3 protein-coding genes are annotated in these 19,884 nt (G+C 41.1%); all 3 read right to left on the bottom strand.

The genetic code is table 11. From position 1 onward, the window contains the following. Positions 1-9 precede the first annotated feature (9 nt). Genes AC5JM2_RS36180 through AC5JM2_RS36170 form a run of 3 tightly spaced genes read right to left on the bottom strand, consistent with a single transcriptional unit; the run spans position 10 to position 19,861 of the window. Positions 10-7,530 (bottom strand): SDR family NAD(P)-dependent oxidoreductase, encoded by a 7,521-nt coding sequence (locus tag AC5JM2_RS36180; protein ID WP_495841094.1) that lies wholly within the window; start codon positions 7,528-7,530, stop codon positions 10-12. Continuing rightward, a complete protein-coding gene (locus tag AC5JM2_RS36175; protein WP_495841092.1) occupies positions 7,527-12,179 on the bottom strand; it encodes a beta-ketoacyl synthase N-terminal-like domain-containing protein in 4,653 nt (1,550 codons plus the stop codon). Before AC5JM2_RS36175 ends, AC5JM2_RS36180 begins: the two co-directional genes overlap by 4 nt. Then, the gene (locus AC5JM2_RS36170) at positions 12,176-19,861 is read right to left on the bottom strand and encodes an SDR family NAD(P)-dependent oxidoreductase (protein WP_495841089.1); all 7,686 of its coding nucleotides are present in this window, start codon (positions 19,859-19,861) and stop codon (positions 12,176-12,178) included. The genes AC5JM2_RS36175 and AC5JM2_RS36170 overlap by 4 nt, the downstream gene beginning before the upstream one ends. Between the last annotated feature and the right edge of the window lie 23 nt (positions 19,862-19,884).

Raw genomic sequence — 19,884 nt, 5'->3', positions numbered from 1 at the left:
AAAAGTTTCTTAATGAAAGCGATCAAGACAAGCTTTTATCTTTTGAGCTAAGACACTAACATGAGGTTGTCTCAACAAGTTAAGATGCTCACCCGGAATACGATCAACATCAATTTGATGCTCAACTAATTTACCCCATCCCCAGGTCGGATCTTCACTGGAATATTGGGTAAAATCTCCAGTGCGAAACAAACTAACTTGACCTGAATAGCGTGAAGGACTGTAGTCTAATAAAGCTTGGTTGTTGATTTGGACAATCCGCAATAAACGGCTAACAGCAGGTTTACGTGACTTCATTAGTTCTATTGATCGCGTGATGCTGCTAACAATTTGCCGTGGTTTTAACAGATAATCCCATATAGTTAATCTCCTATCAATCGAATTAGAAATTGGTTGTTGATTGTTGGCAGAATTTAGTGAATAGAAGTATTCATAGACATAAGGCCAAATTCGGGGAACAATGGAACTCCAAAAATTAGCGAACATTTGAAATTGAGAGTTTTTGACAATTTCTGGTGCTGGTTGATCTATTAAACCTAACCACGCCACGAATTCACCTTCTTGTTGTAATTGTTGAGCGATTTCAAAAGCGATATTAGCACCAAAAGACCATCCTGCTAAATAATACGGTCCTGTAGGTTGAACTAAGCGCAAAGCACCAAGATAATGACGAGCCATTTCGGGAATGCTGGTTAAAGGTGTTTCATTAACTTCTAAACCTATAGATTGCAGTCCATAAATTGGGTGATTTTCACCTAAAACACAGTATAATTCATAATAGGGAAAAACGACTCCAGCTAAGGGATGGAGCAAAAATAATGGGGATTGTCTTCCCAATGGTTGAAGCGGGATTAAGCAAGAGGGCAATTGTTCGGTAACTACTAGGGTTTGGCTAGTAGCTTGCGATAGGAATTCTAACTGTAAAACTTGATCGGCTAAATAATCTACTACTGCGCCTAAGGTGGGATATTTAAAAGTTAAAGTCGAAGGTAAATTACATCCTAAACTATTCTGCAAGCGATTTCTTAATTCCACAGACATTAACGAATCCATACCTAGATCGAAAAATGTTTGCTGCAAATTTGGCACTTGGTTAGCATCTAATCCCATCAAGTGAACTACTTGAGCTTGCACGTGAGCAATTAACAATTGACGGCGATCGCCAACTGGAGCTTTCTGTAGTTGTTTTTGAAACTTAGTAACAGATTGCTGAGGTAAATATGTTTCGGATGCAGAGATAAAATCTTCAAAAAACTTGGCATTAACTCCTTGGGGAAGTTGGGCTAAAAATTTCGACCAATCAAGGGAAATCACTCCCGCCTGAGTCAAATCTTGCTGGAGTAAGTATTCAAATGCTTTCAATGCTTGTGGAGATGTCATTTGATTCATCCCTCCAGTTTGCCATTGCGCCTCGCGCTGAGTACCAACAGCCGCAGCCATTCCTAACTTATTCCAAGCTCCCCAATTCACGCTCAATCCGGGTAAACCTTGCAGGTGTCGATAATGAGATAGGGCATCCACAAAAGCATTTGCCGCCACGTAGTTGCCTAAGCCTGAAGCTCCTACAAGCGAAGAACCAGAAGAAAATAATACGAAAAAGTCTAGAGGTAAATTCTGGGTGAGGGTGTGTAAATTCCAAGTTCCAGCTACTTTGGGTGCAAATACTTTGCGAAATAGTTCCCATTGATGATCTCGCAGCAGCCGATCTTCAAAGATACCAGCAGAATGGATAATGCCTTTTAAAGGTGGTAAAGATGACTGGATTTCATGCAAAATCCGCTCTAGTTGCTCAGTAACAGAAATATCAGCTTCCGCTACTACAACTGTTGCTCCTACGTGCTCTAGTTCCTGAATAGTTACTTTAGCTTCTTCGTCAGGACTACTGCGCCCAATTAAAACTAAATATCGTGCTCCCTGAACCACCATCCAACTAGCTACTGTTAAACCAATTCCCCCTAAACCACCAGCAATTAAGTAGGTAGCATCAGATGAAAATTGCTGTGGCGGGGCTTCTATAGCTTCGATTTGCTTTAACCGCAATAGATATCTTTGTCCCTGGCGAATAGCTAAATGTTCTTTACTGTGGAGATCGGGCGATAAAATTTCAGCCCATAAAACTGAAATTTCTGCTGGATCTGCTGAGGGATCTAAATCTATTAAGCGACAGCTAAATTCTGGATGTTCCATCGCGATCGTTTTGCCCAAACCCCACAAAGTCGATTCTGTTAACGCGATATTAGTTTGGTTGGGATCTACTAATTGAGTGCCTCTAGTAACTAACCAAAGCGAAGGGGATTGAGCGAAGTTAGCTTTAATCAGAGATTGAACTAAATGTAAAATGCTACCACAGCCTAGTTCTAAAGTTTTGTCTATATTTACCGCCGTCAATTCTTGGCGGTTGGCTGTATCTAAACTCCAACAGTGAATAATTCCACCTAAAGATCCATACTTTTGACTAAAATCTCCTAGCAATCGCTCGAAGTCTGCTGGATTCGCTGGATCTACCTGAAATGCGGTTTCAGTTACTTGTTGGTATTTGGTGCCTGGGAAGACTAAGTTATATTTTTCTCCCCGATCTTGTAATTGTGCGGCTAATTGATCGCCTACTCCTGTTGCATCGCTAAAAATCAGCCAATTCTGAGGACTGGAGATAGGCAGAGATTCTGAGCGGGCTATAATGACCGCCGACTGAGACATAATTTGGCGATCATTTAATTGGGAAACAATATTAATAGCATCTTCAAAACCATTTTTATCTAACAATTCTATCCAGCGATCAGCACTCAACAAAGGATAGTTAGGTCTTATATCTAAATCGGTAAATTTCCACCATCCCTCGGTTAATCCAAAGGTTAGATCGATCCAGCCCATTGGCTGACTACCTTCAATTAATAATAGTAAACCTCCTGGCGCTAATAATTGGTGGACGTTTTGTAAAGTTTCAGTTAAATTGGTAGTAGCGTGGAGGACATTAGCTGCCACAATTATGTCGTACTGATGAGGAATAAATCCTTGAGATTGGGGGTCAATTTCGATGTCTAATACGTGATATTCTACGAAAGGATAATCACGGAATTTTTGTGCTGCTTGTGAAGTAAAAACGGCTCCTACATCGGTGAAGACATATTTAGTTTGGGCGGGATTTAGTAGGGGTAAAATGTAAGCCGTCGTACCGCCAGTACCAGCCCCAATCTCTAGTATCCGCACTCCTCGGTAACTCGGTAACTTTTCTAAAGCTATGGCGATCGCTTTTTGAGCGATGGTATTCATTAACATCGACCCAGGTGACTGCTGATAAAATTTAGTCGCTGCGGAAAAGTCGCCGTTGGGGAATAATAATTGTAACGGATCACTTTGTCCTTGGAGTACCTCGGCTAATTTCTCCCCACAACGCTGCAAAAAAGCTAACTCAGTTTCAGCAATCGGGTGTTCTTGTAATAGAGTTTGTTGTAAAAATTTTGGATTTGATTGTGGCGGGATTTGACCAACTTTCCAGGCATCTCCCTGTTGTTGCAATACTCCGGCTATACTCAATATTTCTAACAGGCGATCTAGCAAACGGCGATGTTGGTTAACTATGCCTAATTTTTGGGCAATTTCTGCTATTGAAAACTGCTGACCAATTTGCCACAACCAACCCATTTTCGCAAAGGCATCTAGTAAATATTCGAGTGCCAAAGCTTCTAATTCAATTAGTGCTTTTTGGTAAGCTTTTAGATTGTTGGGAATGCTGATTTTGGTTAATTCTACTTGCACACCGATTTCAGCCGGGGTGAGTAAATAATTAGGTAAGAGTTGTGCTTGAGTAAATCGGATCTGAGAACGCCAATCTAATTGATAAATCCAATTTTGCCAATCTTCCTTGATTTGCATCATTAATGCTTGGTGACTGGTTCGCATTAACTGCAAACCTTCTATCTTAACTACTAACCTTCCCTCTGGATCAAAAATATCTATATCAGCATTACGCAGGGGCTGATTGAAGTCAACAATTGGATGAATTTTCACTTGACTATACAGCCTAAATCCTGGACTGCCATAAATTTTGAGTCTGTCTAACCCTACTTGTAAATATGTATGTTTTTGGCTGTCATTATCAAAAGCTGCTCCTAAAGTTTGTAAACAAGCATCAAGTAATATTGGGTGCAGCTTGTAGTCTCCTGCTTCAATAATTAAAGCATCTGGTAATTGCACTTCACCTCTAACACCATCTGAGGATCGCCCTAGTTTTTTCAGAGCGTGAAAACTTGCACCTAAATCTATTTCTTTTTTGCTAAAAATTTGATAGTATTCTGTTAAAGATATTTCTTCTAGAGGCTGAGTTAACCAAGAGCTTATATTAATGGTTGAGCGGGGTTCAGATGTTGATATTTTTTGTAATTTTCCAGTAGCATGAAGCAGCCAATCGTCCAAATCATTGGATTCTGCACTTTGGCTAAAAATTTGAAATGAATAAGTTTGATTATCTGATGTGAATACTAAATGCAGTTTGATAAATTCTGCTTTGGGTAAAATCAAAGCTTGTTGAATGGAAAAATTTTCCACCAATAAATCATCAGTTTTCAGAATTTCACTACCAGCAGCTAAAGCCATTTCAATATAAGCTGTAGCTGGAAATACTACTTGTTCATAAATCTGATGTTCTCTTAAAAAAGTTGGAGAATTCGTACTTATTTGAGAAGTAAATACAATTTCTTTTAAAGGTAAATTTAATCGACTACCCAGTAAAGGATGAACGGTACGAGCACCATTATTGTGAACCGATAAAAATTGAGATTTTTGCGTAGTTTCTAACCAATAGCGTTGCTGTTGCCAAGGATAGGTAGGTAAAGGCAAGTGATAGCGGGGATAATCTCGGTCAAATCCCGACCAATCTACAGGTATGCCATTAATATATAAACCTGCTAAAGTTTCTAACATTTGCTGCCAATCTGCTTTTTGAGGTTTGAGACTGGCATACCATTGAAGATTAGTTTGAGGATAGCTTAACTGTGCCATCCCAATTAATATTGGTTGGGAACTGATTTCTAAAAAGATTTGATAATCTGCTTGCAATAAAGTTTCTAGACTACGAGCAAATTGTACTGGGCGGCGAATATGGTCTACCCAATATTCTGGAGTAGCTATCTCTGCTTGCGCCCAAGTACCACTGACATTAGTAATTAAAGGTAATTGGGGACGGAAGTAGCTAATTTTTTCAGCAATCTGTCGAAAATCAGCTAGGATAGGTTGCATCATCGGAGAGTGAAAAGCTTGGGAAACTGATAAAGGTTTGGTTTTAATTTCCTGAGAATTCAGATTGGAAACAATTCGATCAATAGCTGATGCTTCTCCAGAAATTACCAAATTCTCTGTTCCGTTAATAGCAGCAATTCCTAGCAATTCTGCATCCTGTGCGATCGCACTTTCTATAAACTCCACCGTTGCCCAAACTGCGACCATTTTCCCAGCAGTTTCAATAGAATGCATCAGTCGCGCCCTAGTTGCAATTAGCTGGACTGCATCTGCTAAACTGAAAACTCCTGCCACACAAGCTGCCACATATTCGCCTACGCTATGTCCCATTACTGCTGTTGGTACGATACCCCAAGATTGCCATAATTTATATAAGGCATATTCCAAGGCAAAAATTGCAGGTTGGGCATAAACAGTTTGCTGTAGTTTTTCCCCATCTGAATCGATAATTTCTAGCAGTGATACCCCAAGATATGGTTGAAAAAGTTCAGTAATAGCGTCAAGAGTAGCCCGAAAAGTTGGTTGGGTTAGGTAAAGCTGTTTACCCATTTCCACATATTGAGAACCTTGTCCGGTGAAAAGAAAAACAATTTTCTGTGGTGTTTTTTCTTGAACAATTCCGCTTATTAATGTGGGATTAGCTTCTGTTCCTGCTCCAAAATCGCACAACTGGCGACGGAGTTCATTAACAGTATCGGCAACTATACTTAAACGATATTCTAAGTGATCGCGTCCAGTGTTAGCACTATAGCAAATATCGGCTAGATTTTGGTGTGTGTGAGTATCTAAGTGGGCGATATAACGTTGGGTTAATTCTGCTAAAGCAGTAGGCGTTTTAGCTGAAAGGTTAACAATATGAATAGGGCGATCAACTTCTGGTTTAACGGAGTCTAATTCTGGGGCCGCAGCTAAAATTATATGGGCATTAGTCCCGCTAGCACCAAAGGAATTTACTCCAGCGATTTGTTTTTGCTGATTGCTGTCCCAAGGTGTGGTTTGAGTGGTAACTTTGACGGGTATTTGTTTCCAGTTGATGTGAGGGTTGGGTTGTTGAAAATTCAAGTGTGGGGGAATTTCTTGGTGTTGCAATCCCAACACTACTTTAATTAATCCAGCAATACCTGCAGCTGCTTCTGCGTGACCAATGTTAGTTTTAACTGAACCAATTAATAAAGGCGAATCTGTTGATCGCCCTTCAGCAAATACTGCGCCTAAAGCATTAACTTCGATTGGATCGCCTAAAGCAGTTCCCGTACCGTGAGCTTCGATATAATTTACTTCGGATGGCTTGACTTTTGCCATTGCTAAAGTTTGACGAATTAAGCTTTGTTGTGCCGATCCGTTGGGAACTGTAAAACCGCTACTAGGACCATCTTGATTAATTGCGGAACCCAAAATTACCCCTATAATATTATCTTTAGAGGCTACAGCATCAGATAACCGCTTCAGGACTACAATCCCGCAGCCTTCTGATCGCACCATTCCATCAGCCGCCGCATCAAAGGTTTTGCTTCGTCCGTCCGGTGCTAACATTCGCGATCGACATAAAGCGATCGTGCTTTCTGGTGACAAGATCACATTAACGCCACCAGCTAAAGCCATGTTACATTCACGATTACGCAAACTTTGACAAGCTAGGTGAACAGCTACTAAAGAAGAAGAACAAGCTGTATTAATAGCAATACTCGGCCCAGTTAAACCCAAAGTGTAAGATAAACGTCCAGCCGCCGCGTAAGTTGGCGTACCAGTAATATCATAAGTATTGCTGGATTGACGGTTAAACTCTCCTGAATCTTTTAATAGTTCAGCATAATCATTCGCATTGATGCCGATAAAAACACCTGTGGCTGAATTTGCCAGTCGCGGTTTGATTTGTGCTGCATTTTCCAATGCTTCCCAACTTACTTCTAACAGCAAACGATGGGATGGATCGAGAGCGATCGCTTCGCGAGGAGAAATCCCAAAAAATAAGGGATCGAAGCAATCTATCCCATCCAGAAATCCCCCTGAGCGGGTATAAATTTTTCCAGGTACTTTTGGATCGGGATGGTAATAAGCATTGATGTCCCAACGAGATAAAGGAACTTCTGTAATAGCCTCTCGACCATTTTTCAGCAATTGCCAAAACTCATCTAGGTTGTTGGCTCCTGGAAACCGACACCCCATACCGATGATCGCTATCGGCTCATTTTTTTCAGCTTCTACTGTTTCGAGTTTTTTTCGGGCTTCTTTCAGTGCTAATAATAAGCGGTGAGACGAAGATAGATACTCGTTAGTGTAAGAGTCGTTGCTCATATTCCCTTTAATAACTTTTCAATTCCAGCTACTTCCTGGTCGATTAATGCTTGTAATTCATCTTCATTTATTTGAGGAACTTCTGCCACAGTTATTGGATCTGAATCTAATTTTTGACCGAATCCAGTTTCGCTCTGCAAAAGTTCTTTAGCTAAATATTCAGACAGAACTTGAATATTAGGAAAATCAAAAGCTAAAGTACCAGGTAGGGGCAATTTCAGAGCGGTTTCTAATCTATTTTTTAATTCTACTGCTGTCAAGGAATCTAAACCCAGAGCGAAAAAGCCCTGTTGGGGATCTGGCAGAAGCGATCGCTCCATTCCTAAAACTAATCTCACCTCTTCTTGAAGATAAGCAATTAATAACCCCTTAGCCTCTACTGGTAATACTGCCGCCAATCTCTCCCTAATTCCTGGTAGTTTAGCTGACGATTGCTCATTTGGCGATCGCTCCTGATTTTCTAAGTTATTAGATAACTCCATCTCTACCATTGGACTTTGAGCTAAAATTATCGCTGGTTGAGCAATTACTGGCTGATTGTTGAGTAGTGGTTTAATAATCGCTGTAGTTTCAAAACCAGTTTCTGTCAACAACTCCTGCCATTTATCTCCTGATAATAATGGACTATTTGGACGCAATTCAAAATCAGTGAATTTCCACCAACCTCCGGTCAATCCAGCAAATAGATCTATCCACCTTTGTCTAGCTGTTGTTTCTAATAAAATTAGAATTCCCCCAGGTGCTAATAATTGATCTATTTTTTCTACAGTTTCACGTAAATTGCTAGTGGCATGTAAAACATTAGCTGCCACAATAATATGATAATTTTTTTGATAAAATCCCTGAGAGATTGGATCTTTTTCAATATCTAGAACTCGATACTTAACAAAAGAATAATCATGAAATCTTTGAGCAGCTTTAGTTGTAAATAAAGCACTGACATCAGTAAATATGTATTCAGTGCGTTCAGGATCTAGATGGGGAAGGAGATAAGCTGTAGTTCCCCCTGTTCCCGCTCCAATTTCTAGGACACGAATTCCATATTCTTGAGGAAATTGTGCTAAAGCTGCACTGAGAGTTTTTTGCAACGAGGTATTCATGACCTGAGAAAAAGGTGCATCCTGGTACAGTTTAGTAGCAATACTTAAATCTGCTTGAGGAAATAAACTTTGTAAAGGTTCGCATTCCCCCCGCAAGACTGCCACTAAATTAGAACCGCACCGTTCTATAACTGTTAATTCTGCTTCAGCATTTGGACTTTTTTCTAATAAACTCTGGTACAATTTTTGAGGTTGAGGAATTTCTGGCTTTTGGACAACTTCCCATTCTCGATTAACTGAGACAACGACATTAATTTCAGATAACATTTCTAACAATCTGAGCAATAATCTTTGATGGCGCTCGACTATTCCTAATTCTTCTGCTATTTGAATTGGCAAAAATCGCTTTCCTACCTCAAAGTTCCATCCCAAATCGTAAAAAGCTCGTACTACATAATCAGTTGTCAAAACTTCCAACTGCTCTAAAACCTGCCAATACACTTCTAAATCTGGTTGAGCCATTAAAGCATCTAATTGCGGTTGCAGGCTATCCCTGAGGATTACTGGGGTAGTCAGAAGGTAAGAGACAAACTTGAATTTGGGAATTTCTCGTTGATGTTGCTCAATTAAAACTTTAATAATCTCACCGATTAATGGCTGTTCTTGACTGGTAAATTTTCCGGTTTGATACAGAGTATTAGCTAGTTTTTCTGCATCACCTTTAGTTAAAAATTCGGTAATTTGTGAATTTGAACTTTTATGCGCCTGGTTATGAGCAGCCCAGAATCGTTTTCGTTGCCAAGGATAGGTAGGTAGTGAAATATGTTGCCTTTGATAATTTTGATCAAAGTCATGCCAATCTACAGTTATTCCATTAATATATAAAATACCTAAACTATCAAGAATTTGCTGCCATTCTCCTACACCCGAACGCAAACTTGGCAGCCACAATCCGGTATTTTCTGGTAAACAGTGACGAGCCATTCCTAAGAGAGTTGATTTTGCTCCAATTTCTATAAAAATGTCAATGCCTTCCCGCGCCAAAGTCGCTATACCTGCTGCAAATTTAACAGGTTTTTGGATGTGGTTACACCAATATTCTGGGGTAGCGATTTCGTCACCAATTTCGTTTCCAGTTACATTAGAAACTAACCTAACTTGAGGAGGATAAAATAAAATTTGAGCAGCAAATTCCCGAAACTCTGACACCATTGGAGTCATTAATGGAGAATGAAAAGCATGGTAAACGTTTAAAGGTTGGGTTCTAATCCCGTCAGTTTCTAGAGAAGCAACGATTTTAGTTAGAAATTCGGTTTTCCCGGAAATAACTATATTTTCAGAACCATTAATCGCTGCAATCGCAACTGAATTACCATAAGGAGTGATCGCATTTGCTACCTGATCCTCACTAGCAAAAACTACCACCATTCCTCCCTCAAGTGGTAACTCTTGCATTAATCTTGATCTGCAAGCAATCAATCGCAAACCATCAGCTAAACTAAATACCCCGGCTACAGTAGCAGCAACATACTCACCGACACTATGACCGATTACCCAACTTGGTTTAATTCCCCAAGATTCCCATAACTTAAAGAGGGCATATTCCAAAGCAAATAAAGCAGGTTGAGTATAAGCAGTTTGGTCAATTAATTTAGCATTTTTCTCAGAAGTAGGATAAAGAACTTCTAGCAATGGCACATCTAGTAAGGGTTGTAAAATTTCTGCACATTGCTCTAGAGCTTGGCGAAATGTGGGCTGAGTATCGTAAAGTTCTTTACCCATACCAACATATTGAGAACCTTGTCCAGTGAACAAAAAAGCAATATTATCAGATAATTTAGGCTCCAATTTATCTGATAATATTTCTGCTGCTTTAACAGCTAATTGTTGTTGCAACTCTTGAGTAGAAGCGGCAATTAAACTATAGCGGTACTCAAAATGAGATCGCCCTGTATTAGCAGTAAAGCAAATATCTCCTATAGGTAAATCCGCATACCTTTGCAAAAAGCGATCATATTCTTCAGTTAATTGCTGCAATGCTTGGGGAGTTTTTGCCGATAAAGTTAAGATATGTAACGGACGCTCTTGTAGAGAAGCGGAATTTGAGCCAGCGCCGTGCGGGGGTTCCCCAACGCCAGACGCCTGCGGAGGGAAACCCTCCTTCAACGCTGGCTCCCGTTGAGGCGTCTGGCGTCGCCTTTCAACCTTTGGTGCTTCAGCTAAGACAATATGAGCGTTAGTACCGCTCAAACCAAAAGAACTTAATCCTGCTAACCTAGGCTTTTCACCTTTCGACCAAGGGATTGTTTGAGTGGGAATTAATATTGGTAATTTATCCCACTTAAGATGAGGATTGAGTTGCTGGAAATGTAAATGTGGGGGAATTTCTTCATGTTGCAAAGCCAAAATAACTTTAATTAAACCAGCAATTCCGGCGGCGGCTTCTAAGTGACCGATATTAGTTTTAACTGAACCAACGATTAAAGGTTGTTCAAGCTGGCGAGCTTCGCCAAACACATCCCGTAAAGCATCCAACTCGATTGGATCTCCTAAAGCAGTACCAGTACCATGAGCTTCCAAATAACTAATCTCTGCTGGTTGCACTTTAGCACCAGCTAAAGCTTCCCGAATTAAGGCAATTTGGGCTAATTGATTGGGAACAGTCAGTCCGCTACTCGATCCATCATGATTAATAGCTGACCCTTGAATCGTTGCCAAAATCAGATCGCGTTCTTTAATGGCATCCGAGAGGCGTTTGAGCACCACCACCCCACACCCTTCACCCCTAGCCATACCGTTAGCTGCTGCATCAAAAGTTTTGCAGCGTCCGTCTGGAGCCAGAGCTTTTAAGCGACATAGCCCGATTGTGCTTAAGGGTGAGAGCATGAGGTTAACTCCCCCTGCTAAAGCTAAATTGCATTCTCGATTTCGCAAGCTTTGACAGGCGAGATGAACACCAACCAGAGAACTAGAACAAGCGGTATCTAACTGAATTGCTGGGCCTTGCAGACCTAGCAAGTAAGCAATTCGACCAACAGCAATACTACGAGTGATGCCTAAATACGAGTAAGCATCTGAATCGGGGCTTGGGCGATCGCCAGCATTAACCGTAAGTTGGGCATAGTCATCAGTACATAGCCCCATAAATATTCCTGTTTGGCTGCCTTTTAATTGTTTTGGCGCGATCGCCCCTTGTTCTAATGCCTCCCAACAAACCTCTAACAGCAGCCTTTGTTGGGGGTCTATTCTAGCAACTTCGCGGGGAGAAATCCCAAAAAATTGGGCATCGAATTCGTCTACTCGATCAATGAAGCCAGCCTCACGCACGTACATTTTGCCGCCAGCATTAGGATCGGGATCGTAGTAAGCATTAATATCCCACCGATCAGCAGGTACTTCTTTAATTGCGTCTACTCCCTGCCGCAATAACTGCCAAAATCCTTCTGGACTATTAGCTCCCCCAGGAAATCGGCAACTCATGCCCACAATCGCAATCGGTTCGGTTTGTGCGGCTTCGATTTCGCTGAGTTTAGCTTTCATTTCCCTCAGTTCAATCAATGCCTTTTTCATCAATGCAGCTGAATCGATTTGGTCTAAATTGGGCTTCATTGATTTTTCCCCTCTTCGAGCGCCTGTAATTCTTGTGCCAACAGATTGATAATTTCTCTTTCCGAAAGTGCTGCTAATTCAGCTAATTGGTCTGCTTCTGTTTTGTTTTGCTGAGATTGATCGCTTGCCTTTTGAGCTAATTGAATGCCCACTACTTCTGCTGCTAAATACTCGGTTAGTGCGGCAATTGTTGGGTATTTAAAAATAATGGTGGAAGATAGGTTGCATTGTAAACTGATTTGCAAGCGATTTCTTAATTCTATGGAGGTCAGGGAATCCATGCCCATATCGAAAAACCCTTGGTGTGGGTTGATCGCTTTGTTTGATTTTATGCCTAAAACTGTTGCCACTTGAAAGTTAAGGTGTGATTGCAATAATTTTTTCCCTGCCTCTGGGGATGCTTGTTGTAATTGTTCCAGAATCTGGGAAGTTCTCTTTTGACTATCTGTGGCAGTATTGGCAGTGGCTACCCGCAACTCGCTAAAAAATGAAGACTGGCTCCAAGGCTGGCCAAACTGCGACCAGTTGATCGGTACTGCTCCTACTTGTACAGCATCGCTGCACCACAGATCTTCGAGAATATCAAGCATCGCTTGGGGAAGAATGGTACCGATGCCCGTGCCTGCGAAGAGGGATTCAATTTGACGTTGAGCTGCGGCTCCTACTTGAGTTACCGCCCCCCAATTAATGCTCAATCCAGGTAAACCTAGTGATCGCCGATGGTGAGCTAAAGCATCCAAAAAAGCATTCGCTGCCGCATGGTTGGATTGACCAGGATTCCCTATTAAAGCGGCAGCAGCCGAAAAGAGAATAAAAAAGTCTAGGGGCTGGTTTTGGGTTAAGGAGTGCAGATTCCACGCGCCTTCTACTTTAGCTGCCATCACCTTAGCAAACCGTTGCCAAGATAACTGGGGTAGCACTGCATCATCTAGAGTTCCGGCTGCGTGAATAATCCCCCGTAATGGCAGTGAAGGCGGTATTCCCGCTAACACTTTGGTCATTTGTTCAGTCTGGGCAACATCGGCGATCGCTATTTGGATATTGGCTCCTGCTTGCTCTAGTTGATGTAATGCTTTTTGTTGGGATGGTTTCACCCCACTTCGTCCTAAAAGTAATAGATGCTTTGCGCCCTTTTCTACCATCCATTGAGCGACTAGTAAACCTAAACCGCCTAAACCACCAGTAATTAAATAAGTACAGTCTTGATGAAATTTTACAGATTGATCTGATGTATAGCTTGGTATATTAATGATGATTTTACCAATATTTTTAGCTTGCTGCATATAACGGAAAGCACCTTCCACGTCAGTCATCCCAAATGCAGTGTAAGGTAGAGGTTGGAGTTTTCCTAGCTGAAACTCTTCGCATAATTGCTGGCATATTGATCGAGCTAATTCTGGTTGCTCTTGGACTACTTGCATTACATCTACTAGGAAATATGCCACATCAGGTCTGATATTAACTACTTGTGTGAGTGTCCAAGCATCCCGCTTAGAAATTTCTAAAAATCGACCTCCAGGACTCAAAACCTCCAGATTTTTAGCTACAAATCCAGGCGAAGTTAAAGAGTTAAGGATGATATTCACACCTTTGCCATTAGTCATTTCCATTACTTGATCGGCAAAGTCCAGGGTTCGGGAGTTCATAATATGTTTGACTCCCGAAGATTGTACAGCTGCCCATTTACTAGGACTAGCAGTTGCGAAGACTTCTGCACCAGCTTGCAATGCCAACTGTATTGCTGCTTGACCTACTCCTCCGGCAGCTGCGTGAATTAAAACGCGATCGCCTGCCGAGATTTTGCCAAGATGGTACAACGTATAGTAAGCAGTCAGAAAAGCTGAGGGAATAGTAGCAGCAGCTTCAAAGCTTAATCGTTGCGGTTTGGGAATGACCATTGTTGCATCTGTGGTGACGAATTGGCTAAAACTGCCTGGAGTCATCGCCATTACGCTATCTCCCACTTGCAGATCCCTTACCCCAGAGCCTACAGCTACTACCTCACCCGCACATTCTAGCCCTAACTCTCCTACTTCCCCTGGATATAAACCTAAGACACCTAACAAATCCCGAAAATTGAGTCCACTAGCACGAATAGCAATTTCTACTTCACCAGCAGCAGGAACGCGGCGCATCATCGGTTGCAATTGCAAATTTGTGATCGAACCAGGTGCAGTCATAGCTAATTGCCAAGGTTGCCGAGCAAACTTTGGCAAGGGATTTTCTGACTCTTTACGGGTTAATTTTGCTACTTGTCTGATGCCGCCTCGGAAAGCTATTTCTTCCTCTGTTGTGGGATACCAAATTTCTGCTAAAAGATCTTGGGCATTTTGAGCGATACCTTCATCAGCTAAATCTATTCGTATACAATTTAATTCTGGATATTCCAAAGCGATCGCTTTGCCCATTCCCCACAGAGAAGATTGTGCTACTCCCCGCAATGATGGCTTTGAAGAGTCCAAATTTGCCTCTACAGCCTCACGGGTAACTAACCATAAATTTGGTAATTTTTCCCCTGCTATTGCTAATAAAGCTTGCATCAAATGCAAGGTACTCCCACATCCTAAAATCGAAGCTGTTGATAACTCATCTACCCTCATTCCTCCGCTGTTAGCAGCATTTAAACTCCAACAATTAACTATGCCATGTAATTGAGGGCCATCGCGGCTAATTGTTGTCAATAGTTGGTCGAAATCTGGCTTAGAATTGGGGTTAACTCGAAATTCTGTGGGGCTAATCTGACGATAATCCTGATCGCTAAATACTAACAGGCATTCTTCACCGCGAGCGCGCAACAATTTTGCTAATTCTGCACCTACGCCCTGACGATCTGCTAAAACTAACCAGTTTCTCGATAATTTTGTTGTAGGAGTTTGGGCTAAAAATAGCACTTGTGGCGACAAACCACCTGGATTTAAGGTTTCTGTCTGACTAAATCCGGTTTTTGCTAGTAACTCTTGCCATTTGGTTGGTGAGAGTATAGGATAATTTGGTCGCCAATCTAGATCCCTAAACTTCCACCAACCTTCAGTTAACCCAAAAGTTAAATCTATCCAGTTTTCCGCCGTCGTTACTTCCAGTAAAACTAATATGCCTCCTGGTGCTAGTAATTGTCGGACGTGGTTTAAAGTTACTGATAAATCTGCAGTGGCATGAAGAACATTAGCCGCAATAATTATATCGTACTCTGCGGTACTAAATCCTTGAGTTAAGGGATCTGTTTCAATATCTAAAATTTTGTATTTAACAAAAGGGTATTCTCGGAATTTTTCCTGAGCTTGAGTAAGAAAAGTTGCACCGACATCAGTAAAAGTATATTCAGTGCGATCGCTTGGCAGAAATGGTAATAAATAACCAGTTGTTCCCCCAGTTCCCGCCCCAATTTCTAAAACTCTCACTCCCTGAGAAATAGGCAATTTTTCTAGAGCTAAACTAACAGCTTTTTGTGATAAAGTATTCATCGCCACTGCTACCGGCGATGTTTGATAAAGTTTGCTCACAATACTAAAATCCCCATCGGGAAATAGCAATTGTAGTGGCTCAACTTTTCCTGTTAACACTCGATCTAACTGACTACCACAACGAGAAAGCAGGATGAATTCTGCTGCCACAATATCATCTTGAATGACGGAGTTTAAATTAACTTGTGTGGGAATTTTAATCACCCGCCATCTTTCAGATTTTTGCTGTAAATATCCAGCTTCAGTTAAAATGGCTAATAAGCGATTCAGTAACCGATGATAGCAACTAATAATTTCTAGCTCTATCGCAATTTCTAGTAAGTTAAACTCTCGCTCAATCTGCCAAACTAAACCCATTTTTTGGAAAGCGGCTAAGATATATCCAACCGCTAAAGTATTCAGACTTTTAAGTTCTTCTTGATATATTTGTAACTGGCTTTGGATAATCTCTTCATGATGAGCGGCTAATTTTTCACTAATTCTTGTGGGAGTTAACAGAGGAGAAGCCTCGCGATCATCTTGAGAAATGCGCCACCGAATCTGAGGTTGCCATTTAACTTGATAAAGCCAATTTTGCCAATCAGATTTCTTATTTCCTAGTACAGATTGACGATTAGCTTGCTTAAACTGCATTCCCTGTAATTGAGCTACTAATTTACCATCGTTGCTAAATAAATCTATATCTACACTAAGAATAGTTTCGTTATTGTTTAATCGTCTTTCTACCCGAATCCATCTAGGTATATCTGAAGTGTATATCTGTAAAGAATCTAAACCTATAGGTAAATAAGTTTGAGGATTACCCTCTGCAATCAAAGCCGCACCAAAAACCTGTAAACTACCGTCAAGTAATACTGGATGCAGTTGATAGCGATTTATTTCTAGTTCTAATTCTTGACAGAGTTTTATCTCACCCCAAATTGTCTTATCTTTTCGCCATACTCGTTTGATACTTTGAAAGTTATTACCTAAATTAATACCTCTTCTTTTTAATTCTTTATAGTATTTATCTGCTGTTAGTAAAAGTTCGTAATTAATGATTTCGGCTAAATTTTCAGCAATTTTAGTATTGCTATTTTCAGATTCATTTTTAGCAATTTTCCCTGAAGCGTGTAAAATCCATTCTTCTGTTTCTTCATCTAAACTAAAAATTTCAAAGAGATAACTTTGATTTTCTTGATTTTCACTTTCTAGAAAAAATTGATGTGTTTTTTCGCTCCTAGCACTTTCAAATCTTAGCGGCTGTACGATCACTAAATCTGTAATGACTAAATTTTGAGAATGCCAAATTTCTTGACCTGCTTCTAATCCTATTTCCAGATAAGCTGTACCTGGGAGAATGATTTGATCGTAAACTTGATGATCTGCTAAAAAATTTAAGCGATCGCAGCTAAATTTAGATTGAAAACAGATAGCTTTTGATTTAGCTAACAATAATCTTTCATCAAGTAAAGTATTGATGCGATTGCTCGAAGTTTTGGGTGACTCGATTGTCTTCGGAAAATATTCGGCTGATATCCAATAACTTTCGCGCTGCCAAGGATAGGTGGGTAAACATAAACGATTGTGGGGATAGTCGCGCTCAAATTGCAGCCAATCTACTGCCACTCCACTAACATACAAAGCGGCTAAACTTTCTAAAATTTGTTGCCAATCAGATTGTTTAGGATTGAGACTAGTTAACCAGTATAATTTGTCTGTTCCCCATCCTAATTTACCTATTCCGGTTAAAGTTGGTTTTGCCCCGATTTCTAGAAAAGTCTCATAACCTGCAGCAATTAAATGATTTATTCCATCTGCCCACCTAACCGGATTGACAATATGTTTTACCCAATAATCAGCACTAGCAATTTCTTGAGCCGCCCACGACCCAGTTAAATTAGAGAGCAAATCTAACTTAGGAACGGCATAATTAATTTTACTGGCAACTCGCTGAAATTCTGCTAGTATCGGTTGCATTAATGGCGAGTGACAAGCTGAATTAATATCTAAAACTTTTGTTTTAACTCCCATTTGAGATAAAGCCGCAGTTACCTGTTCAATTGCAGCTACCTCTCCAGAAATTACTAGACTTTCCGGTGCATTAAAGGCAGCGATAGATACTAATTCAAAAGGTGCAATTAACTTCTCAATTAATTCTCTATCTGCCCAAACTGCTACCATTTTCCCTTGGACAAGATGCATTAATCGTCCGCGCACGACTACCAATTTGAGGGCATCTTCCAAACTGAACACCCCAGCACCTACAGCAGCTACGTATTCCCCCAAACTGTGACCAATGACTGCACTAGGTTTAATCCCCCAAGATTGCCATAATTGATAAAGGGCGTATTCAATCGCAAATAAAGCAGGTTGAGTATAAGTTGTTTGCTGTAATTTGTCGGGATGAGAATAGAGAATCTCTAATAAAGGCACATCCAGGTAAGGACGTAAAATTTTAGCTATAGCGTCGATAGTTTTCCTAAAAGTAGGTTGGGTTTGATACAGTTCTTGCCCCATACCTAAGTATTGCGAACCTTGACCTGTAAACAAAAAAGCTATCTGGCGAGTATTTTTGCGCTGGTCACGTTCTGGCTTTAGGTTAACAGTTTCGGTGATATATTCTGTAAGTTGTTGTTGCAGGCGATCGCGAGAACTAACAACTAAAGCTAAACGATGCGCAAAGTGGTTTCTACCAATATTAGCTGTATAGCAAATATCTCCTAAAGATGACTTCGGGTTAGCTTCCAAATACTTTAAATAACGTTGAGCTAATTCTGGTAAAGCAGCAGGGTCTTGAACTGATAAAGTTAGTAAGTGCAAGGGGCGTTCTGCGGTTAAATCTGGCGGTTCTAATGTATGTGCTGCCTCTAGAACGACGTGGACGTTAGTACCAGTGAAGCCAAAAGAACTAACCCCCGCAATCCAACGCTGGTTTATTCCTGACCATGATTGCAATTGCGTCGTTACTGTGATCGGCAACCGTTCCCAATCTATTTGAGGATTAGGTTGGTGATAATGCTGGTGGGGAGGAAGTTGCTGATGTTGCAATCCTAAAACCACTTTGATCAAGCCAGCAATACCAGCAGCACCTTCTAAATGTCCGATACTAGTCTTTACCGAGCCAATTTGCAAGGGTTGATCGGACAACCGATCTTTACCAAAAACTGCCCCTAATGCCCCGACTTCAATTGGATCTCCTAAAGCTGTACCCGTACCGTGAGTTTCCACGTAGCTAACTTGGCTTGGCAGCACACCGCCATTAGCTAAAGCTTGCCGAATAACTGATTGTTGAGATGGTCCGTTAGGTACTGTTAACCCGCTAGTCCGTCCGTCCTGATTCGCCGCCGTACCCCGAATCACTGCCAAAATATTATCTTTATCTGCTAAAGCATCCGATAACCTTTTCAATACAATTATACCGCAACCTTCTCCGCGAACATAACCATCAGCTGCCGCATCGAAAGTTTTGCAACGACCATCCGGAGATAACATCTGCGCTTTGGAGCAAATAATTCCGATTTCTGGTGTTAAGATTAAGCTGACTCCTCCAGCTAATGCCATTCGACATTCTCGTTGTCGCAAACTTTGACAAGCTAAGTGAACTGCTAACAAAGATGAAGAACAAGCAGTATTGACCGCAACACTGACCCCAGTTAATCCCAGGCTATAGGATAAACGTCCTGCGGCTGCGCTGGGGGAATTTCCTGTACCCGTATAAGCATCAAGGTATTTTCTATCTGCTAAGTCAGAAATTAAATTTAAATAATCTGTGTTACAGATGCCTATGAATACTCCAGTAGCCGTATTAAGTAATCTCTCTGGTGCTTGGGCAGCATTCTCTAAAGCTTCCCAACTCACTTCTAATAGTAAGCGCTGTTGAGGGTCAAGACTAGTTGCTTCGCGCGGGGAGATGCCAAAAAATTCTGCATCGAAGCCATCCACTTGACTTAAAAATCCCCCTCTACGGGTAGAAATTTTTCCTGGTGTATCGGGATTGGGGTCATAGTAATCGTCTATATCCCAACGTTGTTTGGGTACTTCTGCGATCGCATCCACCCCATTTTTCAACAACTGCCAAAATGCCTCTGGATCATCTGCGCCTCCCGGAAAGCGGCATCCCATACCAATAATGGCGATGGGTTCTGCCTTCAACAATTCTAGCTGAGACGCTACTTGTTGAGCAGCAAACGCCAACTTCATTGGCGACATATTCGACAAGCGTTCAGATAGATCCGGCATTCCAAGACACTCCTGTAAACTTC

This window comes from Brasilonema angustatum, assembly GCF_059505445.1.
This window is presented reverse-complemented; position numbering and strand designations above follow the sequence as displayed.